General features: G+C 74.7%; 17 protein-coding genes. 12 read left to right on the top strand and 5 right to left on the bottom strand.

What is annotated here, in order from left to right; all coding sequences use genetic code 11:
- The first annotated feature begins 35 nt into the window (after window positions 1-35).
- The 6 genes from ACFV1L_RS32060 (at window position 36) to ACFV1L_RS32035 (ending at window position 7,786) form a co-directional block, all read left to right on the top strand.
- Window positions 36-1,475, top strand: coding sequence for a pyridoxal phosphate-dependent decarboxylase family protein (locus ACFV1L_RS32060; protein WP_380372671.1), 1,440 nt, complete (start codon window positions 36-38; stop codon window positions 1,473-1,475).
- A 106-nt stretch (window positions 1,476-1,581) separates the two neighbouring features.
- Window positions 1,582-2,925, top strand: coding sequence for a GNAT family N-acetyltransferase (locus tag ACFV1L_RS32055; RefSeq protein ID WP_380372669.1), 1,344 nt, complete (start codon window positions 1,582-1,584; stop codon window positions 2,923-2,925).
- Window positions 2,926-3,112: 187 nt separating this feature from the next.
- Window positions 3,113-4,369, top strand: a complete 1,257-nt coding sequence (locus tag ACFV1L_RS32050) for a MurT ligase domain-containing protein (RefSeq protein WP_380372667.1) — start codon at window positions 3,113-3,115, stop codon at window positions 4,367-4,369.
- A 221-nt stretch (window positions 4,370-4,590) separates the two neighbouring features.
- Entirely contained in the window at window positions 4,591-5,319 is a 729-nt protein-coding gene (locus ACFV1L_RS32045; protein ID WP_380372720.1) for a type 1 glutamine amidotransferase, read from the top strand.
- A gap of 314 nt (window positions 5,320-5,633) precedes the next feature.
- Window positions 5,634-6,659, top strand: a complete 1,026-nt coding sequence (locus ACFV1L_RS32040) for a 6-phosphofructokinase (RefSeq protein ID WP_380372665.1) — start codon at window positions 5,634-5,636, stop codon at window positions 6,657-6,659.
- Window positions 6,660-6,790: 131 nt separating this feature from the next.
- Complete coding sequence (locus tag ACFV1L_RS32035) at window positions 6,791-7,786, top strand: 2-hydroxyacid dehydrogenase (protein WP_380372663.1); 996 nt, start codon at window positions 6,791-6,793, stop codon at window positions 7,784-7,786.
- An 84-nt stretch (window positions 7,787-7,870) separates the two neighbouring features.
- Here the strand turns inward: ACFV1L_RS32035 and ACFV1L_RS32030 are convergent, their stop codons facing one another.
- Window positions 7,871-11,197 (bottom strand): hypothetical protein, encoded by a 3,327-nt coding sequence (locus tag ACFV1L_RS32030; protein WP_380372661.1) that lies wholly within the window; start codon window positions 11,195-11,197, stop codon window positions 7,871-7,873.
- Window positions 11,198-11,488: 291 nt separating this feature from the next.
- Between ACFV1L_RS32030 and ACFV1L_RS32025 the strand changes: the two genes are divergently transcribed.
- Window positions 11,489-12,436: a cytochrome c oxidase assembly protein gene (locus ACFV1L_RS32025; RefSeq protein WP_380372717.1), complete on the top strand. Its 948-nt coding sequence runs from the start codon at window positions 11,489-11,491 to the stop codon at window positions 12,434-12,436.
- A 101-nt stretch (window positions 12,437-12,537) separates the two neighbouring features.
- Here ACFV1L_RS32025 and ACFV1L_RS32020 read toward each other — a convergent pair whose 3' ends face one another.
- Window positions 12,538-13,884, bottom strand: coding sequence for a DUF2254 domain-containing protein (locus ACFV1L_RS32020; protein ID WP_380372659.1), 1,347 nt, complete (start codon window positions 13,882-13,884; stop codon window positions 12,538-12,540).
- A 102-nt stretch (window positions 13,885-13,986) separates the two neighbouring features.
- On the opposite strand from ACFV1L_RS32020, the gene ACFV1L_RS32015 reads away from it, so the two are divergent.
- Window positions 13,987-17,085, top strand: coding sequence for a tetratricopeptide repeat protein (locus tag ACFV1L_RS32015; RefSeq protein WP_380372656.1), 3,099 nt, complete (start codon window positions 13,987-13,989; stop codon window positions 17,083-17,085).
- A 133-nt stretch (window positions 17,086-17,218) separates the two neighbouring features.
- Here ACFV1L_RS32015 and ACFV1L_RS32010 read toward each other — a convergent pair whose 3' ends face one another.
- Window positions 17,219-18,271, bottom strand: coding sequence for a TIGR03617 family F420-dependent LLM class oxidoreductase (locus ACFV1L_RS32010; RefSeq protein WP_380372654.1), 1,053 nt, complete (start codon window positions 18,269-18,271; stop codon window positions 17,219-17,221).
- A 562-nt stretch (window positions 18,272-18,833) separates the two neighbouring features.
- Window positions 18,834-20,075 carry a serine hydrolase domain-containing protein gene (locus ACFV1L_RS32005; RefSeq protein WP_380372651.1) on the bottom strand — a complete coding sequence of 414 codons (1,242 nt, stop codon included), beginning with the start codon at window positions 20,073-20,075 and terminating at the stop codon, window positions 18,834-18,836.
- Between the two features lie 112 nt (window positions 20,076-20,187).
- Between ACFV1L_RS32005 and ACFV1L_RS32000 the strand changes: the two genes are divergently transcribed.
- Both ACFV1L_RS32000 and ACFV1L_RS31995 read left to right on the top strand, forming a co-directional pair.
- Window positions 20,188-21,342 carry a sensor histidine kinase gene (locus ACFV1L_RS32000; RefSeq protein ID WP_380372648.1) on the top strand — a complete coding sequence of 385 codons (1,155 nt, stop codon included), beginning with the start codon at window positions 20,188-20,190 and terminating at the stop codon, window positions 21,340-21,342.
- A complete protein-coding gene (locus ACFV1L_RS31995; protein WP_380372647.1) occupies window positions 21,330-21,974 on the top strand; it encodes a response regulator transcription factor in 645 nt (214 codons plus the stop codon). The genes ACFV1L_RS32000 and ACFV1L_RS31995 overlap by 13 nt, the downstream gene beginning before the upstream one ends.
- A gap of 387 nt (window positions 21,975-22,361) precedes the next feature.
- Here the strand turns inward: ACFV1L_RS31995 and ACFV1L_RS31990 are convergent, their stop codons facing one another.
- Complete coding sequence (locus ACFV1L_RS31990) at window positions 22,362-22,844, bottom strand: YbaK/EbsC family protein (RefSeq protein WP_380372644.1); 483 nt, start codon at window positions 22,842-22,844, stop codon at window positions 22,362-22,364.
- Between the two features lie 81 nt (window positions 22,845-22,925).
- Between ACFV1L_RS31990 and ACFV1L_RS31985 the strand changes: the two genes are divergently transcribed.
- Both ACFV1L_RS31985 and ACFV1L_RS31980 read left to right on the top strand, forming a co-directional pair.
- Window positions 22,926-23,513, top strand: a complete 588-nt coding sequence (locus tag ACFV1L_RS31985; protein WP_380372642.1) for a helix-turn-helix domain-containing protein — start codon at window positions 22,926-22,928, stop codon at window positions 23,511-23,513.
- Window positions 23,514-23,630: 117 nt separating this feature from the next.
- Complete coding sequence (locus ACFV1L_RS31980; RefSeq protein ID WP_380372640.1) at window positions 23,631-24,452, top strand: alpha/beta fold hydrolase; 822 nt, start codon at window positions 23,631-23,633, stop codon at window positions 24,450-24,452.
- Window positions 24,453-24,514: the final 62 nt, after the last annotated feature.

Below are 24,514 nucleotides of genomic sequence, written 5' to 3'. Positions count from 1 at the left end.
GGGGCGCGAAGGGGCCGCGCGTACCATCCGGTCTCATGAACGACGACTTCAGAAGTGCCGCGCGGGCGACCGCGCAGCTGGTGGCCGACTACCTCGACGCCCTGCCCTCGCGGCCGGTGTGGCAGCCGATGGACCCGGCGGAGCGCTCCGCGCTGCTGGAGCTGGCGCTGCCCGAGGACGGGGTGGGCTTCGAGGAGCTGCTGAAGACCGTCGAGCGGACGATCATGCCGCACCCCATGGGCAACGGGAACCCGCGGTTCTTCGGGTGGGTGAACTCCGCGCCGCAGCCCGCCGGCGTCCTCGCCACGCTGGCCGCGTCCGCGATGAACCCGAGCTCCGCGGGCGGCGACCACGCCGACGTGCACCTGGAGCGGGCCGTGGTGCGGTGGATCGCCGAGCTGGTGGGCTTCCCGCACCCGGCGGGCGGCGGTCTGCTGACCTCCGGCACCTCGATGGCGACCATCGTCTGCCTCGCCGCGGCCCGCGACCGCGCCGCCCGCAGCGCCGGGTGGGACGTCCGCGAGGACGGCCTCGCGGGGATGCCCCCGCTGGTGGGCTACGTCACGGGCGAGGCGCACAGCTGCGTGCGCAAGGCGGCGGAGCTGCTCGGGCTGGGGTCGAAGCACCTGCGGGTGGTGGCCTCGGACGCCGACGGCCGCCTGCGCCCGGACGCCCTGGAGGCGGCGATCGCCGAGGACCGCGCGGCGGGCCGGCTGCCGTTCCTGGTGGTGGCGTCCGCGGGAACGGTCGGCACCGGCGCCGTCGACCCGTTCGAGCCGATCGCGGACCTGGCCGCCCGGGAGGGCCTGTGGTTCCACGTCGACGGCGCGTACGGCGCGTTCGGCGTGCTCGACCCGCGGATCGCGCACCGCTACGCGGGGCTGGACCGCGCCGACTCGCTCGCGCTGGACCCGCACAAGTGGCTGGGCGTCCCGGTCGACTGCGGCTGCGCGCTGGTGCGGGACGCGCAGGAGCTGCGCGGCACCTTCAGCCTGGTGCCGTCGTACCTGCGGGACGAGGACGCGGACGGCCTGGGCTGGTTCTCGGAGTACGGCACCGAGCAGACCCGCCCGTTCCGTTCGCTGAAGGTGTGGGCGTCGATCGCGCACCGCGGCCGCTCGGGCGTGGCCCGCGACATCGCGCACTGCACGGGGCAGGCCCGCCGACTGGGCGCCTGGGTCGAGCAGGACCCGGAGCTGGAGCTGCTGGCCCCCGTGGAGACGTCGATCGTGGCGTTCCGGTTCCGTCCGGCCGGGCTGGACGAGGAGGCCGTGCAGCGGCTCAACTCCCTTCTGCCGGCGGCGGTCCAGCAGCGCGGCCGGGTGTTCGTGACGGGTGCGGTGTACCGCGGGCAGGAGATGCTGCGGGCCTGCCTGCTGAACCCGGCCACCACCGACGCGGACCTGCGGCTGCTGCTGGACGAGGTGAAATCGGCCGGCGCGGAACTCCTGGACCGGGGCCGCACGTCAGAGTGATCGCGGGAGCGGATCAGCGCCGATCCGACGGGGGCCCGCTCAGACATTAACCGTCGGGTCACGGGGGGTTCGTGATCGTGAAACAGCGGAGCGCCACCATTCAGGCATGGATGACACGGCGTACACCCACAGAAGCGCTTCGAAGCAACAGCACCGCTGGCACCGGGAGGCGGTCGAACTCGCGGCGGTGTTCGCCGCCGTCGCGGCCGCCGACCTGGTCGCCAACGTGGTGGTGCACGGGCACGACGGCCCGGTGCTGCTGCTCGCCTCGGCCGCGGCGATGCTCGGCACCGCCCTGTTCCGAGGCTGGCTGGTGCACCGGCACCCGCCCGGCCAGGACGCCCTCGCACCACCGGGCGGGTCCGCGGTGAGCTCTCCCGGACAGTCCGAGCCGTCCGTGCTCTGGCGGCTGCGCACCACCGTCGCGGACACCCCGGGCAGCCTGGCCCGGGTGTGCGCGGCACTCGCCGAGCGGCAGGTGAACATCGTCTCGATGCAGGCGCACCCGCTGCCCGACTGCACGGTGGACGAGTTCATCGTCCGGGCGCCGGCCGCGCTGCCCCGCGCGGGCCTGACGGCGGCGGTCGCGGCGGGCGGCGGCCGGGACATCTGGACCGACCGGGCCGACGCCCACGAGCTGGTGGACGTCCCCCGGCAGGTGCTCGCGCTGGCCACCCGCACCGCCCTCGACGCGGCCGAACTGCCGGTCGCGCTGCGGCAGTTGTTCGGGCGGGCGGCGATCCGCCAGTACCCGGGTCGGGGCTCGGCGGCGCAGCCGGGCGTGGACGGGCACCTGATGCGGCTGCCGCTGCCCAACGGCGACCTGCTGGAGCTGTCCCGGCCGAACCTGCCGTTCACGCCGACCGAGTTCGCCCGGGCCCGGGCGCTGGTGGAGCTGGACACCGTGCTGGGCCCGCGGGTGCCGCAGGTCGAGGCCCGGATCAGCCGGCCGGCCGGCGACGACCTGACGGTGCGCCGGGCCACCCCCGCGGACAAGGCGGCGGCGGTGGCGATGCACGCCCGGTGCTCGCCGGAGTCGCTGCGCCGCCGCTACCACGGGCCGGTGAAGGACGCGGACCGCTACCTGGACCACCTGCTGGACCCGCGGCACGGGCAGACCCTCGCGGTGGAGACCGCGCAGGGCCGGCTGGTGGCCCTGTCGCACCTGATGTGGGACGACGAGGGCGCGGAGATCGCGCTGCTGGTCGAGGACGCCTGGCAGCGCCGCGGCCTGGGCGTGGACCTGGTGCGGCGGATGGCGGCGCTGGCGCTGGAGGCGGGCGTGGGCACCGTGTACGCGGTGACCACGGCGGCGAACACCGGGCTGATCTCCACCATGCGCCGGCTGTCCGCGCCGCTGGACTACCAGGTGGAGGACGGCACGCTGGTGATCACCGCGCACCTGGCGGAGGCGGCGGAGAAGCTGCCCGCGCCGTGGGCGGCGCACTGACGGTCCGTCGGGTCCCCGCGGCGGCCGGCCGGGCCGGTCGTCGCGGGGCCCGGCCGGGTGCGGCGCGGGCCGGTATGTCGCCCCTGCTCAAGTGTGCGGGCGGGAGTCGGTAGGCTGAGTCCGTCCCTGCCGCCCGTGGGTCGTCGAACGGCCCGGGCGGTGCCGCAGCAAGGAGGAACCCCTGAGCATGCCAGGCACCGATTCGGAAGCCGCGCGCGACGCCTCGCTGCCCGCTCGCGCAAAGATCGCCGTGACGGCGGGCAAGATGGCGGCCGCGCTGTCCCAGAAGGCCGGTCGCGGCAGCGGGTCGGTGATCGGCGGCAAGGTCGCGCTCAAGCTCGACCCCGATCTGCTGAAGACCCTCGCCGAGCACCTGGACGTGGTCCTGGTCAGCGCCACCAACGGCAAGACCACGACGACCCGGCTGATCGCCGAGGCGCTGCGGGCGGCCGGCCCGGTGGTCTCCAACGCGCTGGGCGCCAACATGCCGGCCGGCATCACGGCGGCGCTGGCGGGCGGCACGGACGCCCGGTTCGGCGTCATCGAGGTGGACGAGAAGTACCTGCCGATGGTCGCCCGGGACACCCGGCCGAAGGCCATAGCGCTGCTGAACCTCTCCCGCGACCAGCTGGACCGGGCCGCCGAGACCCGCATGATGGCCGAGAAGTGGCGCGAGGGCCTGAAGGACACCGAGGCCGTGATCATCGCCAACGCGGACGACCCGCTGGTGACCTGGGCCGCCTCGTCCTGCAAGAAGGTGGTCTGGGTGGCCGCCGGGCAGGCGTGGAAGGAGGACGCCTGGTCGTGCCCGTCGTGCGGCGGCGTGATGCAGCGTCCGGGCGACGACTGGTTCTGCGGCGAGTGCGGCTTCCGCCGCCCGAACCCGCACTGGGCGCTCCAGGGCACCCACGTGATCGACCCGCACCGGGGCGCCTGGCCGATCCAGCTCCAGCTGCCGGGCCGCGCCAACCTGGCCAACGCCACCAGCTCGGCGGCGGTCGCCGCGGTGTTCGGCGTGGCCCCGCAGGTCGCGCTGCAGCGGATGCAGTCGGTGGCCGCGGTGGCGGGCCGCTACGACGTGGTGCAGTTCCGCGGCCGTGACATCCGGCTGCTGCTGGCGAAGAACCCGGCCGGCTGGCTGGAGACCTTCTCGCTGATCGACGGCCCGCCGGCGCCGGTGGTCCTGTCGGTGAACGCGCTGGACGCCGACGGCACCGACACCTCCTGGCTGTGGGACGTCGACTACGAGCGCCTGGCCGGTCACCCGATCTTCGTGATGGGCCAGCGCAAGCTGGACCTGGCGGTCCGTCTGGAGGTCGCCGGCCTGCAGTTCCAGGTCGTCGACTCGCTGGCGCAGGCCGTCGACGCCGCCCCCGAGGGCCGCATCGAGGCGATCGCCAACTACACGGCCTTCCAGCAGTTGCGCAAGGCCGTGGTGGCCTGATGAGCGACCAGTCCTACCAGCCGTACGGCGAACAGCACTACGGCGGGCAGCAGTTCGGCGAGCAGCAGCAGTACGGGCAGTCGTACGGCGAGCAGCAGGCCCCGCAGCAGCAGTACGGGCAGGCGCAGTACGGCGACCCGCAGTACGACCAGCAGCAGCAGTACGACGGCCAGCAGTACGACGGGCAGCAGCCCGCCGGGCGGTACGGGAGGTCTTCGAGGATGAGCGAGAGCAGCCTGCGGGTGGTCTGGGTGTACCCGGACCTGCTGTCCACGTACGGCGACCGCGGCAACGCGCTGGTGGTGGAGCGCCGGGCGCGGCAGCGCGGCCTCGGGGTGCAGCGGATCGACGTGCGCTCCGACCAGTCGGTGCCGACCAGTGGCGACATCTACCTGATCGGCGGCGGTGAGGACCGTCCGCAGCGGCTGGCGGCGGAGCGGCTGCGCAACGACGGCGGGCTGGTCCGGGCCGCCGAGAACGGCGCGATCATCTTCTCGGTGTGCGCGGGCTTCCAGATCCTCGGCCACGAGTTCATCAACGACCTCGGCGAGCGCGAGGCGGGCCTCGGCCTGCTGGACGTGTGGACCGCCCGCGGCGAGGGCGCGCGCTGCGTCGGCGACGTGCTGGCGGAGGTCGATCCGCAGCTGAACCTTCCCCAGCTGACCGGCTTCGAGAACCACCAGGGCGTCACCCACCTCGGCGAGGGCGTCAAGCCGCTCGCCACCGTGCAGGTCGGCCGGGGCAACGGCACCGGCGACGGCACCGAGGGCGCCTGGCGGGACACCGTGTTCGGCACCTACCTGCACGGCCCGGTGATGGCCCGCAACCCCGCCGTCGCCGACATGCTGATCAAGCTGGCGCTGGACGTCAACGCGCTGCCGCCGGCCGACACCACGTGGTACGACGCGCTGCGCACCGAGCGGATCGCCGCGGCGGCCCGCCCGGCGTGACGCGGGCGGCGCGCCGGGCGCGGTGTTCACCGTGCGACGCGTGCCCTTCGCCCGGTGGACGGCTGACCGCCATGTGGTCAGCCGTCCGCCGCGGGACAACTTCATAGGAGAATAAGGAGAGCCCGGGCGCAACACCCTCCTCGGCGGTCGGGTCGCAGTTACGTGTGGTGCGTCGAGGAAGCCGCCCCCGCGTCGGTTTCGGCCCGGCCGGACGCAGGAACCGTATGCTGTGCAGCAGGTCCGATTCGGGCGTGATGTCCGTTTCTCACCCACCAGTCCGGCCGTCCGAATCCTGCTCGGGAGTTGGCAAAGCAATGCGTATTGGTGTCCTGACCAGTGGCGGTGACTGCCCCGGCCTGAACGCCGTCATCCGTTCCGTGGTCCACCGGGGGGTGGTCGACCACGGCGACGAGATCATCGGGTTCGAGGACGGCTGGCGCGGTCTTCTGGAGGGCGTGCACCGTCCGCTGACGCTGGAATCGGTGAGCGGCATCCTCGCCCAGGGCGGCACGATCCTGGGCTCCTCCCGGGTCCAGCCGAGCCACCTGCGGGACGGCGTCGAGCGCGCCAAGCGGTACTGCGCGGACCTGGGCATCGACGCGGTGATCCCGATCGGCGGCGAGGGCACCCTGAAGGCCGCGAAGCTGATGAGCGACGCGGGCCTGCCCGTGGTCGGCGTGCCGAAGACCATCGACAACGACATCGCCTGCACCGACGTCACCTTCGGCTTCGACACCGCCGTGTCGGTGGCCACCGACGCGCTGGACCGGCTGAAGACCACCGCCGAGTCGCACCAGCGGGTCATGGTGGTCGAGGTGATGGGCCGTCACACCGGCTGGATCGCGCTGAACGCCGGCATGGCGGCCGGTGCGCACGCCATCGTCGTCCCGGAGCGCCCGTTCCACATCGACAAGCTGACCGAGGTGGTGCGCGAACGCTTCGACCGGCAGAAGAAGTTCGCCATCGTGGTGTGCGCCGAGGGCGCCAAGCCCGAGCCCGGCACCATGCCGTGGGAGGAGGGCAGCAAGGACATGTACGGCCACGAGCGGTTCACCGGCATCGCCACCCAGCTCTCCCGCGAACTGGAGCACCGCCTCGGCAAGGAGGCCCGCCCGGTGATCCTCGGCCACACCCAGCGCGGCGGCACCCCGACCGCCTACGACCGGGTCCTCGCCACCCGCTTCGGGTGGCACGCCGTCGAGGCCGCCCACAAGGGCGCGTTCGGCCACATCACCGCCCTCCAGGGCACCGACATCCGCCTGGTCCCGCTGGGCGAGGCCGTCGCCGAGCTGAAGACCGTCCCGGCCGACCGCTACCTGGAGGCGGAGACCGTCATCTGACGGTCCGTCCGCTCGCCCGGTGCACCCGTTGGTCCGTCGGCCGTCCCGGCCCTCGGACCAACGGGTGCACCGGTGCCCTCCGGGGCGCGTCGCGGTCCGCCGCCCGCGCCCCCGGCGCTAGCCTTCGCGGCATGGAGATCCTCGCGTACGGCGTCCAAGCAGACGAACAGCCGCTCCTGGAACAGGCCTTCGCAGACCGGCACGCCCTGCGGACGCTGGCCGTGTTCCTCAACCGCGACACCGCTCCGCTGGCGGCCGGCTACCCGGCCGTCAGCAGCAGCGTCAACGACGTCCTGGACGCCGCGACGCTCGCCGTGCTCGCCGCGGGCGGCACCGAGGTGGTCGCCCAGCGCTCCACCGGCTTCAACAACATCGACCTGGACGCCGCCGCCGAACTCGGCCTGACCGTCGCCCGGGTCTCCCACTACAGCCCCTACGCGGTCGCCGAGCACGCCTGGGCACTCGCCCTCGCCGTCAACCGCCGGCTCACCCGCGCGGCCAACCGCTCCCGCGAGTTCGACTTCCGGCTCGACGGCCTGCTGGGCCGCGACATCCACGGCATGACGGTCGGCGTCATCGGCACCGGCAAGATCGGCGAGTGCTTCGCCCGGATCGCGGCCGGCTTCGGCACCCACCTCCTCGGTTGGGACATCGCCCCCAACCCCGCCTGCCTCGACCTCGGCATGCACTACACGGAACTGCCCGAACTCCTCGGCCGCGCCGACCTGATCACCCTCCACGTCCCCCTGCTGCCGGCCACCCGCCACCTGATCGACGCGGCCGCGCTGGCCCGCATGAAGGACGACGCGATCCTGATCAACTCCAGCCGCGGCGGTCTCGTCGACAGTCTCGCCCTGGTCGAGACGCTGCGCGCCGGCCGGCTGTCCGGCGTCGGACTGGACGTGTACGAGGAGGAGACCGGCGTCTTCTTCACCGACCAGTCCATCCAGGGCATCACCGACGACACCCTGGCCCGCCTGATCACCTTCCCCCAGGTCCTGGTCACCAGCCACCAGGCCTACTTCACCCGCACCGCCGTCGGCCAGATCATCGACGCCACCGTCCGCAACATCGACGACTTCGCGGCCGGCCGCCGCAACGAGAACACCCTGGTGCCGCGCGGCTGACCCGCGCCCCGCACGGCCTCGTGCCCCCCTCCGGCGGACCGGAGGGGGGCACGAGAGGTGAACTGCCGGACGGGCCCTTGGGGTTCAGCTGCCGAGGCGGTCCGCGCCCGGCTCCTCCTCCCAGCCGTGCTCGCCCTTCACGCAGACGCAGACGGTGATGGTGGCGCAGGCCGAGCCGCTGCTGACCTGCCGCCCGGACGGGTCGCGGGCGACGGCCACCGCCACGTTGGTGATGTGGCAGGCCTTGGTGGCGCCGCCACCGCCGCCGCCGCGGTGCTCGCCGCACTGCAGGTCCTGCTCGGCGACCGTGTAGGTGCCGTGGCAGGTGGTGCTCGCGCCGGGGGCGAGGTCGGTGGCGTCACAGGTGATGCCGGTGACGAGGTTGTCGGTGATCGACAGGCCGTGCAGCGCGGTGTCGCCGGTGTTGGTGACGGTGTAGGTGTAGTGGACGGTGTCGCCGATCCGGAACGGGCCGGGCTCGTCGGCGCGCTTGGTGACGGTGAGACCGGGCGCGTGCGCGCGCACCTCGACGGAGGCCCGGGCCTCGTCGCTGGCGACCTGACCGCCCGTCGGATCGGTGGCGTGCGCCGTCGCGGTGTTGACGACGAGGCACGGGGTGGTCCGGCCGCAGGCGTCGACGTCGGCCTGGGTGACCACGTACGACCCGTGGCAGGTGGTGCTCGCGCCGGGGGCCAGCGCGGTGGCGTCGCAGGTGATGCCGGTGACCCGGTTGTCGGTGACGGTCAGGCCGGTCAGGGCGGTGTTGCCGGAGTTGTGGACGGTGTACGAGTAGGTGACGGTGTCGCCGGTGAAGAACGGGCCGGGCAGGTCCGCCCGCTTGGTCAGGGCGAGCGCCGGCGCGCTCCGGGTCACCGTGATGGTGGCCGTGGTCTCCTCGCTGGCCACCTGGTTCCCGGCCGGGTCCGCCGCGTACGCCACCGCGATGTTGACGACCCGGCAGCTGTTCGGGTCGGGCTGGTCGCAGACCAGGTCCTGCTGGGCGACGGTGTACGTCCCGTGGCAGGTGGTGGTCGCGCCGGCGGCGAGCGTGGTGGCGTCGCAGGTGATGCCGGTGACGTGGTCGTCGGTGACGGTCAGGCTGTGCAGGGCGGTGTTGCCGGTGTTGGAGACGCGGTAGGAGTAGGCGACCGTCGACCCGACCTCGAACGGGCCGGTCGAGTCCACCTGCTTCACCAGCGCCAGCTGCGGCGCCGGGACCTGGACGGTGATGCTCGCGTCGGCGGGGTCGCTGGCGATCCCGTTGTTCTGCGGGTCGACCGCCCCGGCCCGGGCCGTGTTGGGGATGACGCACTGGGTGGCGCTGCTGTCGGCGTCCAGACAGTCGTCGATGTCGGCCTGGGTGACGGTGTACGTCCCGTGGCAGGTGGTGCCGGCGCCCGGGGCGAGCGCCGTGGCGTCGCAGGTGACGGGGGAGACCCGGGTGTCCGTGACCGTCAGGCTGTGCAGGTCGGTGGTGCCGGTGTTGGTGACGGTGTAGGAGTATTCGGCCGTCGACCCGACGTGGTACGGGCCGCTGGAGACCACCTGCTTCGTCAGGGTGAGGTGGGGCGTACCGACCGGAACGGTCAGGTCGGTCTCCGGGGAGGTGACCGTCGTCCCGTCGGTGGTGCCCGTCGCGGTGGCGGTGTTGGTGACCGAGCCGGTCGCCCCGTCGGCCGCGGTGATGGTGTAGCTGCCGGTGCAGGTGGTGCTGTCGCCGGGGCTGCCCGCCGGCGCCAGCGTGGTGGACTGGCAGGTGATGCCGGTGACGTGGTCGTCGTGCACCTGGATGCCGCTCAGCTGCACCCCGCCGGTGTTGCGGACGGTGTACGCGTAGGTGACCGTCTGCCCGACCGAGTACGGGCCGGGCGTCACCACGTTCTTCTCGATCTCCAGGGCGGGCGGCTTCTCCAGCGGCACGCTCTGCGAGGACGGCGGCGAGGTGACCGTCTCGCCGCCCGAGATGCCCGTCGCGACGGCGGTGTTGTCGATCGACCCGTTCGCCGCGTCGGCCGCGGTGACGGTGTACGTGGCGGTGCAGGTGACCGTCTGGCCGGGTGCCAGGGTGGTCACCGGGCACGACACCGGGCCGACCTTCGGGTCGTTGACGACCAGGCCGGTGATCTCGGTGTTGCCCGCGTTGGTCACCACGAAGTCGTACGGCACCTGCGACCCGGGGGCCAGGTCGCCGGGCAGCGGCAGCCTGACCTGCTTCACCAGGTTCAGCTGCGGAAGCGGCACGTCACTGGTGACGACCACGTTGCGGATCAGGTGGACGTCGGTGGACGAGCCGGTCGACGAGGCGAAGCCGAACTTGTAGGTGGCCGGGATCGGCTGCGGCGCGGGGGCGGACAGCACCTGGTGCGGGCCGGTGCCGTCGTTGAAGTCGATCGTCACGGTGACCACCGGGCTGGCCCCGGCGGTGATGTGCACGTTCACCTGGCGGCGGGACGGTTCGAGGATCTCCTCGGCCTCCACCGGGGTGACGCCCGGGGGCATCACGGTCGACGGGCCGTGGAGCTTGCCCGGCAGGGTCGAGGGCCACGGCCCGGTGGTGGTGAAGTTGCTGGTGGTGGCCGTCAGGAAGCAGTAGCCGACCACGTCGTTCCCCGGCCCGCGCAGGGTGACCATGTTCGGCCCGGGCGGCGGCCACGGCGTCCTGGCCGGCGCCCGCTGGGCACAGCCGTTGCCGCGCTCCTCCCCGTCCCCGAAGAAGTTGCCGTACACGTCCAGGCCGACGCCGAGGTAGCCGTGGTCGACGCCGGGCAGCAGCGGGTTCTCCGGGATGTCGGCCTGGCGGATCTGGGCGTACCCGAGGCTGCCGCCGTACGCGCCGGGGTGGGTGAGCGCGGCGGCGCCGTCCACCAGGAAGAACGAGATCCCGTCCGCGGGGCTTGCCGGGGTGGTGCTCCCGTACTGGTACTGGTCGAAGGTGACGTCGAGGCCCTGGCCCGCCGGGAGGGCGTGGTCGTACATCACGGCGGCGCTCTGGAAGTAGCCGGCGTCGGTCAGCCGCAGGAAGCCGTCCGGCGCCGCGTTGTTCGGGGGCACCGGCCCGACGGCCGGCGGGCAGCCGAGCAGCGGGTGGTTCCCGCTGCCGGGCGGCGAGCCCACGGGCGCCGCGCCGGTCAGGCAGGCCGGGCCGACGGCCGAGAACTCCGGGGCGGTGGCCTGCTTGAACGTCTCGGTGAGCAGCGGGGTGCCCAGCGCCCGCAGCTGCGCCCGGGCCTGTACCTGCGCCTGCGCGGCCGGGGCGGTGGCGGCCCGGGCGTGCGCCCCGGCGTCGGCGCCGCTCAGTGACAGGGGCAGTGCGGCGGCGACGGCGAAGGACAGTGCGGCGGTGGCGAGACGGGAGCCCCGTCCGCGTGACGTCCGCCCGTCGGGTGCGGGGGACGGTGGTCTTATCTTCATGTCCCGCATCCCAGCAGCCACCGGCAACCCGCCTCTGAACGACAATCCGACAAGTAGCTCGGACGGCTGCCGCACATCCCACGGCCGCCGGTGCGCGACCTCCGGGGGCGCTGACCGGCCCTCCGTAAGCGCCGCCTAGGCTGGGTCCGAACAAAACGAAACCGGAGCAAACCGGACCCGGCCGCGCCGGGCCCGCGGGCGCACCGGACCGGACCACGGGCGCCGCGGCAGCGCGGCGCCGGACGGCATGGACGAAAGCGGGGCCGCCCGATGGGCGACGGCATGACCGGGATGCATCACCACGGCGGGGGCCCCCTGCCGCCGTTCAGCTTCTCCCGGGCGATGGAGTGGTCGCCGGACTGGCCGTACCTGGTGTTCTGCGGCCTGCTCCTCGGGCTGTACCTGACCGGCGCGGTCCGGCTGTGGCGGCGCGGCGACAAGTGGCCGGTCGGCCGGACGGTGGCCTGGACGGCCGGCGTCGGCACCGTCTTCCTGGTCACCAACACCAAGCTGAACGACTACGGCATGGTGCTGTTCAGCGCGCACATGATGCAGCACATGGTGCTGTCCATGCTGTCGCCGATCCTGCTGCTGCTCGGCGGCCCCATCACCCTCGCGCTGCGCGCGCTGCGCCCGGCCCGCAAGGGCAGCGGCAAGGGCCCGCGCGAACTGCTGGTCGCCCTGCTGCACAGCACCTACGTGCGGATCATCTCGCACCCGGCGTTCACCATCCCGGCGTTCATCGCCAGCCTGTACGTGCTGTACTTCACCCCGCTGTTCGACTTCCTGATGCAGTACCGGATCGGGCACCTGGGGATGATGCTGCACTTCCTGGCGGTCGGCATGCTGTTCTTCTGGCCGATCATGGGCGTCGACCCGGGCCCGCACCGTCCCGGCTTCGTGATGCGGATCATCGAGCTGTTCATGGGCATGCCGTTCCACGCGTTCTTCGGCGTGGCCGTGATGATGGCCTCCGGCCAGCTGGTCACCACCTTCTCCAAGGAGATGGCCCCGCTCGGCACCGACCTGCACGCCGACCAGCAGCTGGCCGGCGGCATCACCTGGGCGTTCGGCGAGATCCCGACCGCGATCGTGCTGATCGCGCTCACCCTCCAGTGGGCCAAGTCCGAGGAGCGCCAGGCGCGCCGCCGCGACCGGGCCGCCGACCGCGACGGCGACGCCGAGCTGGCGGCGTACAACAAGTACCTGGCGTCGCTGAACCGGGGCACCGCCGGGTAAGCGCTTTCCGCCGCCGCTTTCCCCTCGTGTCGATCCGCCCGGGCCCGTGCCCGGGCGGATCCGTCGTTTCCGGGGGCGTCGGCCGTGGCCAGCGTGGCGGCTCAGCCGATGCCCTGCCGGTCGGGGGCGAGGGCGAACGCCCGGTTGTGCTCGTCCGGGACGGCCGCGCCGACCGCGCGCTCCAGCAGCCGGCGCTGGGTCAGCAGCGGGGGGTGGCGCGGCTCCGGGGTGATCCGCAGCAGGTCGTCGAGGGCGGCGGCGAGGCGGCGGGTGACCTGGGGCTGGCCGGCGCCGCAGATCCGGATCTCGGTGAACGCCAGGTCCACCGTCGCCTCCCACCCGGGCACCGACTGCACCAGCCGCACCGCGCCGTCCCGGTCCCGGTGGCGCAGCTCGCCGACGGGCAGCGGGGCGAGGACGGCGAGCAGTTGGTGGATCCGGTCGACGGCCTGCACGGCGGTGGTCGGGTCGTTGACGGCCGGGGACAGGGCCCGGATGGCGATGTCGACGAGTTGCCGGAAGCCGAAGCTGAGGTCCTGGTGCATGGTGCGGTCCACCCCGACGTTCAGCGCGAAGGCGATTCGGCGCGGCCTGGGCGCGGTGCCGCCGGCGGCCAGCACGGTCGGGGTGCCGGGCGCGATGAAGTCGCCGATCCGCGGGATCAGGTGCAGCACCGTGCCGTGCCGCCGGGCCACCCGCACCAGGCGGCGGATGTTGACGTCCCGCAGCACGCCCGCCCGGCCCTCGTGCAGCAGCACCGGGCCCTGCGGAGCCGGGTCCCGGCCGGGGCCGCCGGGGCTCCCGGCGGCGGCCGGGCCGGACTGCGGGGCGAGCCACCGGTAGGCCGTCAGCACCTGCATCGACTCGCGGGTGACCCGGTCGATCACGTGCGGTACCCGCAGCAGCCGCAGCGTCGCCTGCACGTAGAGCACGAACAGGGCCAGGCTGAGCAGCACCAGGACGAGCGCGACCACCGTCGAGACGATCGGCACGGAGACGGCGCGGTTCGGGTCGGTGGTCTCGTCGTAGCCGAGCTGGACCAGCAGCGCGAAGACGAAGGTGGCCAGGCAGGTGGAGAAGGTCGCCTTGGTGAGGCGGCTGCGCACGTACAGGCGCAGCACCCGGGGGCTCATCTGGCCGGCCGCCATCTGGAGCGACACCAGGGAGATCGAGAACACCACGCCGATGAAGGTGAGCATCGCGGAGCTGACCGTCGACACCACGCTCTTGGCGGCGGAGGCGAACGACAGCAGGGTGTCGGCGGTCTGTTCGGCGGTCGCCTCGGCGAAGATCTCCTGGTCGATCAGGTCGGTCAGGCCGGCCAGCAGCACCGCCCCGACGCAGGCCACCAGCGGCGCGAACCAGAACGACTCGCGCAGGTGTTCCCGCAACGGCGACAACGCCCGGTAGTGCGGCCGCCGGCGCCGCCCGCTGTGCTGCTCGCTCATCCCGCCAGGCTAGCCAGCCCTGGCTCCGGGGGCCGGTAAGGACGCGGGCGGCCGCCTACAGTTGGGACGGCGGGCACGACGGGGCGTCAGGGGGCGGGGCGGGTGGAGACCGAGCGGCTGGCCGCCGTGAACGGGGCCGGCGGGCCGGGGTCGGGGTATGCGGTGGGCGGGCGGCTGGTGCTGACCTCGGCGCACGTGGCGGGGACGGTGGGCGCCCGGGTGGAGGTGTTCCGTCCGGGGCGGGCGGGGACGGCGGGCGGCCGGGTGGTGTGGGCCGGGACGCCGGGCGGGCGGGACGACGCGGCGCTGGTGCTGGTCGAGGACGGGGCTGCGTGGGGTGCGCCGGTCGGGCCGGTGCGCTGGGGCCGGCTGGTGACCCGGCGGCCCGGGGCGGGGTGCGAGACGTGGGGTGTTCCGGAGGTGGCGCAGCGTCCGCAACGGGCGGTCGAGGCGGTGCAGTTGGCGGGCCGGATCAATCCGGGGACGGGTTTCGTCGGCAACCGGTACGTCGTCGACCTGGACGCCCGCCCGCCGGTCCGGGAGGCGGGTTCGCCGTGGGCGGGGCTGTCCGGGGCCGCGGTGCACTGCGGGCGGGTGCTGGTGGGGGTGGTGGCCGCCGACCTGGCGTACTCCGGGCACGCGGCGCTGGGGGTGGTGCCCGGGTACGTGCTGCTGCACGACGCGTCGTTCCGGGCCGTGCTGGAGGCGCACGGGGCCGGGCCGGGGGTGGGTCCGACGGCCGTGGAGTTCCAGGAACTCGGGGACCGCGCCCAGGAGTTCGCGGGCCGTCCGGCGCCGGTCACGCCGGCGGCGCTGCTGGAGGCCGGGCGGCAGACGGTGCCGTTCTACGGGCGGGACGGCCTGCTGGCCGAGCTGCGCGCCTGGTGCGGGCCGGACGGGTTCGGCGCCTGGCTGCTGCACGGGCCCGGCGGCCAGGGGAAGACCCGGCTCGCCCACGAGCTGGGCCGGCTGCTGACCGCCGACGGCTGGACGGTGCTGTGGCCGCACGCCGACGCCACGGCCGAGCAGCTGACCGAACTGCGGTACGCGGAGCGGCCGTTGCTGGTGGTGCTGGACTACGCGGAGGCCCGGTCCGGTCAGCTCGCCGCGCTGCTGCGGGCGGCGGCCGACCATCCGGGCGGCAGCCCGCTGAAGCTCCTGCTGCTGGCCCGGACGGACGGCGACTGGTGGCGGCAGGCCCGCACCGAATCCCGGCTCGCCGAGGACTACTTGGCCGCCGCCCGCACCCGCCTGCTGGCCCCGCTGGAGGACGATCCGGCCCGGCGGTCCGCCCACTACCGGGCGGCGCTGCGGGCCCTGGCGGCAGCCCTCCCCGGGGCCGACCGCACTCCCCCGCTGGGGCGTTCCGCGGAGCGCGAGCTGACGGACGACGCGTACGGCAACGCGCTGACCCTGCACATGACGGCGCTCGCCGACCTGCTCGACGCCGCCGGCGCGGACGGGCGGCAGCCGGAGGAGGTCGAGGACCGCCTGCTGAACCACGAGCGCCGGCACTGGCACCGCAGCGCGGCGTTCCGGGTGCCCGCGCTGAGTCGTGCGACGCTGGAAACCGCGCTCGCCGCAGCACACTTGACGACCGTCACGGACCGCGAGGACGCCGACCGGCTGTGGCGACTGCTGCCCGCGCTGGCCGATCAGCCGCGCGACCAGCGCGACCGCGTCACCGCCTGGCTGGCCGCGCTCTACCCGCCGGGGCCGGCCGCCGGCCGGCCGTGGGGGTCCCTCCAGCCCGACCGGCTGGCCGAACGGCACGCCGGGCGCGAGCTGATGGCCGATCCGGCGCTCGCCGACCGGCTGCTCGCCGACCCCGGCCCGGGCTGGGCCGCGCACCTGCTCACCGTCTACGGCCGGGCCGCCGCGCACCCCGCGTTCGGCGAACGCCTGGACGCGGAGCTGACCGCCCTGTGCGTCCGCCACCACGGCCGCCTCGCCGAGGAGTTGGTGGCTTCGGCGACCAGTGCCGCGCACGGCGCCCCGTTCGTCGCCGCGCTGCGCGTCCTCGCCGAGGATCCGGCGGCCGCGCTCGACGACCTGACGTCGCTGTACCGGGTGCTGCCCTACTTCAGCCGGCGGCTGAGCCCCGTCTCCTCGGTCGTGGCGCGGCGGCTCGTCGAGCTGTTCGACGAGCTGGCGGCCGACGACCCGGAGACCTACCGACCCGATCTCGCCTGGGCGTTGAACCAATGGTCCATCCGGCTCGGCGAACTCGGCCGGCACACCGAGGCGCTGGCCGCGATCGAGCGCGCGGTGGACCTGCTCCGGGAGCTTGCGCAGGCCGACCCGGACACCCATCTCCCCGCCCTGGCGGATACGTTGAACAACCTCGCCAACCGGCTGTCCTGGCAGGGCCGGCCCGCCGACGCGCTGGCCGCGGCCGAAGAGGCCGCCACCCACTACCGTGCCCTCGCGGACACCGACCCCGACGCCCACCGCGCCGAACTCGCCCTCGCGCACAGCAACATCGCCGTCCATCTCAACGAACTCGGGCGCGACGACGAGGCGTTGGCCAGCGCCGAGCGGGCCGTCGCGCTCCGCCGTGCCCTCGCCCGGGCCGACCGGGCCGCCCACGAAACCGACCTCGCGGCGTCCCTGACCATCTTCGCGACGCTGCTCGGCCACCACGGCCGGCACGACGAGGCGCTCGCCCGGAGCGCGGAGGCGGTGGCCCACTACCGGCTCCGCGCGGAGCGCGACCCCGACACCTATCTGTCCACGCTGGCGTCCTCGTTGAACCTCCACTCGATCTGCCTGGCCGCCTCCGGGCGCCCGGACGAAGCGCTCGCCACCGTGCAGGAGGCCGTCGCCCTGCGCCGCGCCCTGGCCGCCGGCAGTCCCGACACCGATCTGCCCCATCTCGCCGCGTCGTTGAACAGCCTCTCGCTCCGGCTGGCCCGGCTCGACCGCCACACCGAGGCGTTGGCGGCGATCGAGGAGGCCGTGGGGCACTACCGCGCCGTCGCGGACCTCGCTCCCGCCGCCCACCTGCCGGACCTCGTCACCGTCGCGTCCAACCGCGCCGACCGGCTCGTCCACCTCGGCCGCCGGGCCGAGGCGCTGGCCGGCTTCGACCAGGTCGTCGCGGTCGTCGACGGCCTCGCTCGGCAGGACCCCGCCGTCCTCGGCCCCGTCCTCGCCAGGGCCCTGGCGATCGCCGACCGGCTCCACCGCGGGTCCGGCTGACGCCGCCGGGTCCGGCTCGCGGCCGGTCAGCCGCGCCGGTCGCGGACCGGGCGGGCGGGCGGTGAGCAGGTCGGCTCTGCCCGGCGCGGGGACGTCCTCGGCCCAGGAACGCGCCCCCGCTCCGGCTGTCGTGTCAGCGCACCGTCCCTGGCTCCTGCCGGAAGCGGTCGGCGGCCGCCGACAGGACGTCGAGCAGGGGTGCGGCGTCCGAGCCGTCCGGTCCGCTCAGGCACAGGCGGTCGGCCGATCCGCCGTAGCGGCGGTGGAGTTCGCGGGCGACGGCGGCGGGCTCGCCGGTGACGGCGAGGGTGTTGAGGACGGTGTCGTCGATCAGCCGGCCCATCTCCTCCCAGCGGCCGCGGACCGAGAGCGGATGCAACTCGTCCTGCAGGGCGCCCCAGCCGTGGGTCTCCAGGACGGGGCGGTAGGCGGGCGTGGAGGCGTAGAAGGCGAGGCGTTCGCGGACCAGGCGCAGGTTGGTCCGGTACTCGTCCTCGTCGCGGCCGGTGGCGACCAGCACGTTGGCGACCACCTCGAACGGGCGGGCGGTCCACGGGGCCCGGTCCGCCTCGGACTTGGCGCGGGCGGCGCGGACGGCCGGCAGGACCGCGGTGGCGAGGTGCTGCGGCGAGCCGAACGGGTGGGCGAGGAAGCCGTCGGCGGCGGCCCCGGCGGTGGCGGTCATCAACGGGCCGACGCCGGCCAGCAGCAGCGGCGGCGGCTCGTACGGGAGCGGCTCGGGCGCGAAGACCGGCGTCATCAGGGTGTGCCGGTAGAACTCGCCCCGGAACGCGAGGCGTTCGCCGGTCTGCCAGGTGTGCCAGATCGCCCGGACGGCGGCCAGGTACTCCTGCATGCGGGCCGCCGGGCGGTCCCACGGCATGCCGAAGCGGCGGACGACGTGCGGCTTGATCTGCGTGCCGAGTCCGATCGCGGCCCGGCCGCCGGAGCTCTCGTGCAGTCCCCACGCCTCGTACGCGAGCGTCATCGGGGTGCGGGCGAAGGCGATCGCCACGCCGGTGGCGAGGCCGATCCGCCCGGTCCGGTCGGCGGCGCGGGCCAGTTGCAGGAACGGGTTGTGCGAGGTCTCCGACAGCACGAACCGGTCGGCCCCGCGCTCCTCGGCGGCCCGCGCCAGGTCGGGTGCGGTGGCGGGCAACGGCGGCGCGGCGAGATCGATGCGCATGGACGGACGCTCCTGCGGGCAGTGCGGGTCGGAACGCACCCGATGCTATGCCGCGGACGGCCCGGCCCCGCCGACGGGCCGTCAGGACGGCGGTCTCAGGAGGGCGACGTGAACGGCGGCGTGAACGACGGCGGGTGACCAGGGAGGTGGCCCCTGGGTGTCGGCTTCCGGTGCACCTCGTCCGGGCCGACGCAGCTGATCACGCGGTGTCGCCGGCCGGCTCGAAGGAGACCGCCGCGCTCTGCTCGGACACCGGCACCTCCGCAGCGGAGGCGGGTGCGCTCGTGGGCGCGACCGGCGCGGCGGGCGAGCAGGAGGGCGACCTGACCGGGCTTCAGTGCAGCACGGCGTGCACCGGCCGGTCCTGGCTCGGGGTCCGCCGTCCGCCGTGCCGGAGGACGCGGCGCCGATGAACCCCGCCCCGATCGCCGGGGACCCGCCCCGCGCCGTCGACTTGCTCCGCACCTTCGCGGTCCTCCCCCGGACCGTCCCCCGCGCCGGCCCGCCGACCCGACGGCGGGTCATCGGCGCGAAGGACGATCCGCGCGGCCTGCCTGACGGCTCATCGGCCGGCGTTGCACAGCGCGTCGTCGACCAGCGTGTTCTCGGCCTGGGCGATCTTCGGCACGTCGTCCGGGGAGGCGATCTGCACGCCGGACAGCGAGACGGTGACGGCGCGTCGGCCGTCGGCGGTGACGCCGGTGGCGGTGATCCAGCCGGAGTCGCCGCCCTCGTGGCCCCAGTACGTGCCGCCGCAGGACAGCGGGCGGGCGAACAGGCCGAGGCCGTCGCGGGCGCCCGGCATCAGCGCCTCGAAGTCCTTGCCGACGGGCACGGTCTGCTGCATCCGGGCGAGTTGGTCGGGCGGCAGCAGCCGGCCGCCGAGCAGGGCCCGGAAGAACCGGTCGAGGTCGGCGGTGGTGGAGATCAACCCGGCCTCGCCGTTGGTGCCCGCGCCGACCTGTTCGGTGACGTCCACCAGCGGCCCGTCCCCGAACCGCTGGTACGTCGCGGCGTGCGGCTGCGGCAGCGTGGGCGTGGCGCCCGGCCAGGAGGTGTGGGTCAGGCCGAGCGGACGGGCGATCCGGTCCTGCACCTCCTGGTGCCAGGGGTGTCCGGTGACCCGTTCGACGATCATGCCGAGCAGGACGTAGCCGGTGTTGTTGTAGCCCCAGTCCGTGCCGGGCGCGAAGTCCGGCCGGTGGGCCGTGGCACGGGCGACGGTCTGCGCGGCGGTGGTGCTGTCGTTGCGGTGCTGCTGGAAGTCCTCGGCGGAAGCGGGGTCGGGGTAGTCGTCGTGCAGGCCGCTGCGGTGCTGGAGCAGGTCGCGGACGGTGATCGCCCGGCCGTCGTTGCCGTTGCCGGCGACCACGCCGGGCAGCCGGCTCTCCACCGAGTCGTCCAGCGCCAGCCTGCCCTCGGCGACGAGTTGCAGGACGACGGTGGCGACGAAGGCCTTGGTGACACTGGCGATCCGGAAGTGACCGTCCGCCGGCACGGGTTGACGGCCCGCCAGGTCGGCGACGCCGCTGACGGCGGTCAGGTCCGGGCCGTCGGCGGTGCTGAGGCGGGCCTGCACTCCGGTCACGCCGAGGGCGAGGAGCGCGTCGGCGTTCCGCTGGAGCGCGGCCTGCCGGCGGTCCCCGGGCGGCCGGCCTCCGTTCGGCCCGCTTCCGTGCCGCTGGGCGGCGGTCGCGCCCAGCAGGCCGGCGGTCAGCGCACCGGCCGCGAGGACGGCGAGCAGCAGGGTGCGCCGGCGGGAGCGGCCGGTGCGTCGGGGAGTGTCGGTCGGTGAACTCGTCATGCCGTTGACGCTAGGGGCGGCGGCGGCACCCGGTCGGTACCCCGAACTGGTGGGAAAAGGGTGCAGCAGGCTGTAGTGCGGGCCCCGATGACGATGGCTCAGACTGTGCCGAATGGAACTCCTCGGACACCACCGCCGGTCGGCCCCGTGGCGCGGCCTCGGGTACCTGCTGGGCGCGCTCGGGACGGCCGTGGCCACCGTGGTCGCGCTGCCGGTGCTGCTCGTCCCGCGGGCAGCGCGCGGCTGGGCGGATCTGCAACGGGCGCGCGCGGAACGGCTGTTGGGCGCCGGGCCGGCCGGCCCGGTGCGGGTCGGCGGGTGGCGGGTGGCGGCCTGGCTGGTCGCGGGCACCGCCGGCGGCCTGGCGGGAGGCGCGTTCGCGGTGCTGTGCGCGGGCAACACGGTGACCACGGCCGTGACGATTCCGCTGTGGCGGGCCCTCCCGGCGGGCACCCGGGCGGGCGGGTTCGGCTGGGGCGCGCCGCTGTCGGGATGGGGCGACGCGCTGACGGCGGGGACGGCCCAGTTGGCGGCGTTCGCCGCGGCGACGTACTGGCTGGTGCCGCCGCTGGCGCGTCAGCACGCCCGGATGTGCACGGCGTTGCTGTCGCCGTCGGCGGCCGAGCGGCTGGCCCGGCAGGTGGCGGCGCTGACCGAGACCCGGGCCGACGCGATGAACGCGCACGGCGCCGAACTGCGCCGGATCGAACGGGACCTGCACGACGGCGCGCAGGCCCGCCTGGTGGCGATCGCGATGCGGCTGGGCGTGGCGCGCGAACTGCTCGACGAGGAGCCGCACCTGGTGGCGAAGCTGCTGGCGGAGGCGCAGCAGGGCACCGAGGACGCGATGGCGGAACTGCGGGCGGTGATCCGGACGATCTACCCGCCGATCCTCGCCGACCGCGGACTCGCCGGGGCGCTGGCCGCGTTGACGGCCGGGGCGGCGATCGACGCGGACCTGGAGGTCGGCCCGCTCGGGCCGGTCCCGGCGGCGGTGGAGGCGGTGGCGTACTTCGCCGTCGCCGAGGCGCTCACCAACGCGGCCAAGCACAGCGGGGCGTCCCGGGCCGGCGTGCGACTGGCCCGGGACGGCGACTGGTTGACGGTCACGGTCGCGGACGACGGGGTGGGCGGCGCGGACGCGACGCGCGGCACCGGGCTGGCCGGGATCCGGCACCGGGTGCGGGCGCTGGACGGCACCGTCGAGGTGCACAGCCCGGTGGGCGGACCGACCCGGATCGAGGTGGGGCTGCCGTGCGGGTCGTGATCGCCGAGGACAACGTGCTGCTCTCCAGCGGGCTCGAACTCCTGCTGGCCGCAAAGGGGTTCGAGGTGGCGGCGGTCGCCGGGGACGCACCGGGCTTCCTCGCGGCCGTCGCCGAACACCGGCCGGACGTCACCATCGTCGACGTGCGCCTGCCGCCGTCCTTCCGCGACGAGGGCATCCGCGCGGCCATCCGGGCCCGCCGGCGCAGCCCGGGCCTGCCGGTGCTGGTCCTGTCGCAGTACGTGGAGCGGCAGTACGCGGGCGAGTTGGTCTCCGACGGGCGCGGCGGCGTGGGCTACCTCCTCAAGGACCGGGTCGGCCGGGTCAGCGAATTCGTGGACGCGCTGCGACGGGTCGCGGCGGGCGGCACCGTGATGGACCCGGAGGTCATCGGCCAACTCCTGACCCGGCCCGCCCACGACCCGATCGCCGCGCTGACGCCCCGCGAACGGGAAGTCCTCGCCCTGATGGCAGAGGGACACGACAACACCACCATCGGCACCCGCCTGGTGATCACCGACAACGCGGTCCACAAGCACATCGGCAACATCTTCACCAAGCTCGGCCTCTCCCCCACCGACAGCGGCCACCGCCGAGTCCTCGCCGTCCTCAGCTACCTCAGCCACGAGTAGCCCCGCCACCCCCACCCGCCAAACCCCGACCGGCAGCAGCACGCCCCCTCCCAACACCCGCTCCCCAGCCGCGCGCAGCGCACCCCCACCTGTCAAAGCCCGTCCGGCAGGAGCACGCCCCCCTTTCATAGCCCGCTCCGAGCCGCGCAGCACATCCGTCCGTCAGCGGCCGACCGGCAGGAGCACTCCACCTCCCCAAAACCCGCCCCCCCAGCCGCGCGCAGCGCACCCCCGCCTGTCAGGGGCCCACCGGCAGGAGCACGCCACCCTCCCCGAAACCTGCCCCCAGCCGCGCGCAGCGCACCCCCACCCGTCACACCCCGACCGGCAGAAGCACCCACCCCCTCGCTGTAGCCCGCTCCGAGCCGCGCAGCGCACCCCCGCCTGTCAGGGGCCCACCGGCAGGAGCACGCCTCCGGTGAGGTGGAGGAGTTCGGCGGCGGTGGTGGGGAAGACGGTGTGCGGGGTGCCGGCGGCGGCCCAGACCTGGGGGTATTCGGTGAGGGCCTGGTCGACGACGGTGGGGAGCGGGCGGGGGTGGCCGGTGGGGGCGACGCCGCCGATCGCCTGGCCGGTGGCCTCGCGGACCTGCTCGGGCGTGGCCCGCCGCAGCGGTCCGCGGCCCCAGCGGGCGGCGAGTGCGGCGGTGTCGACCCGGTGCCGTCCGCTGGTGAGGACGAGGACCGCTTCGCCGTCGGAGTGGAACACCAGGCTGTTGGCGATCGCTCCGACCTCGCAGCCGAGTGCGGCGGCGGCCTCGGCCGCGGTGCGGGCCGAGTCGTCGAGGACCCGGACGGCGCCGGGGAGGCCGGCGGCGGCGAGCGCGTCGGCGACGAGGGTGCTGCGGGTCGGCAGTGCGGTCGGTTCCATGAACTCTCCTGGGGCGCGGCGCAGGGCAGTCGGTCGGCCGTTCCATTTACGGAACGTTCCGTATGTGGAACGATAGCCCTCGTGCAAGCACCTGATCAACCCGCCCGGGCCGTCCACCGCGCCGCCCCGGATCTCTCGGCGCGCATCGGCCTGCGCCTGCGCGAGCTGCGCACGGCCCGCGGCCTCTCCCTCTCGGAGCTGGCGCGCCGTTCGGGCGTCGGCAAGGCCACCCTGTCGGGGTTGGAGTCGGGTCTGCGCAATCCGACGCTGGAGACGCTGTACGCGCTGACCACCGCCTTGGGGCTGCCGCTCAGTGCGGCGCTGCACGAGCCGGAGGCGGCGGCCCGGGACGCGGAGTTGGGCCGGGCGGCCGCGGCGGCCGTCTCGGGGCGGGTGCTGGACGCCGTGCTGCTGGAGCGGTTCGAGGACGCGGCGGCGGTGTCCGAGACGTACCGGATCCGGATCCGGCCGGGCGCGGTGCAGCGTTCGGCGGCGCACCCTCCGGGTACCGTCGAGCACCTGGTGGTGCTGTCCGGCACGGCCCGGGCGGGCGGCGTGACGGTCGGCCCGGGCGGGCACCACACCTGGGCGGCGGACGTCCCGCACTCGTACGAGGCGGTGGGGGCGGACGTGGAGGCGTTCCTGATGGTCCGTCACCCCAAGTCCTGACCGCGCGGATTGTCGGGGGCGGGGGGCGAGCGGCATTGATCGACATCGCGCCGCGTGGCATTGTCGCCTCTCACATCCGTGGCCGGCCGGCCCCGCAGCGCGTTGGGAGACGATCGCATGAGCACGCAGAGTCCGTGGACGGCCCGCACGGTGGGCGGTGCCGGCGTCGAACTGCACTGCCGGGACTGGGCCGGCGCGGACTCCGCGCGGCCGGTGCTGCTGCTGCACGGGTTGGCCGGGCACGCGGGCGAGTGGGACGCGCTGGCGTCGGCGCTCGCCCCGGCGCACCGGGTGGTCGCCGTGGACCAGCGCGGCCACGGCCGTTCCACCCGCCGCCCGGCGGACCTCGGGCGGGCGGCGTTCGTGGCGGACGTGCTGGCGGTCGCGGACGGCCTCGGTCTGGAGCGCCCCCTGCTGGTGGGGCAGTCGCTGGGCGGGCACACCGCGCTGCTGGCCGCGGCCGCGCATCCGGGGCGGTTCGCCGGGGTGGTGCTGGTGGAGGCGGCGGCCGGGGTGTCGCCGGGCGCGCCGGAGGAGGTCGGGTCGATGCTGGCGGCCTGGCCGCTGCCGTTCCCGGAGCGGTCCTCGGCGGTGCGGTTCTTCGGCGGCGGCCCGCTCGGCGAGGCGTGGGCGGACGGCCTGGAGCGGCGCGCCGACGGCTGGTGGCCGCGGTTCGACGCGGAGGTGATGGTGGCGGCGCTGGCCGAGAACGCGGTGCGGGACCGCTGGGAGGACTGGGCGGGCGCGGCGCACTGCCCGGCACTGCTGCTGCTCGGCCAGCACGGCGTCGTCCCGGGGGCCGACGTGGACCGGATGCTGACGCTGCGTCCGGACGCGCACGCGGCGAGCCTGCCCGGTGCCGGCCATGACGTCCACCTGGAGCGCCCGGCGGAACTGCACCGGCTGGTGGCCGAGTTCCTGCGGGGCCTGCCGGACTGAGGCGGAACGCGCCGGTGGCGGGGGGGCGGGGGGGGGGCCCCCGCGGGGGGGGGGGGGGGGGG

The organism is Kitasatospora sp. NPDC059646, from assembly GCF_042734615.1.
Taxonomy (GTDB): Bacteria; Actinomycetota; Actinomycetes; order Streptomycetales; family Streptomycetaceae; genus Kitasatospora.
The sequence above is the reverse complement of the archived record's forward strand: the minus strand, read 5'-3'. Positions and strand labels throughout refer to the sequence as shown.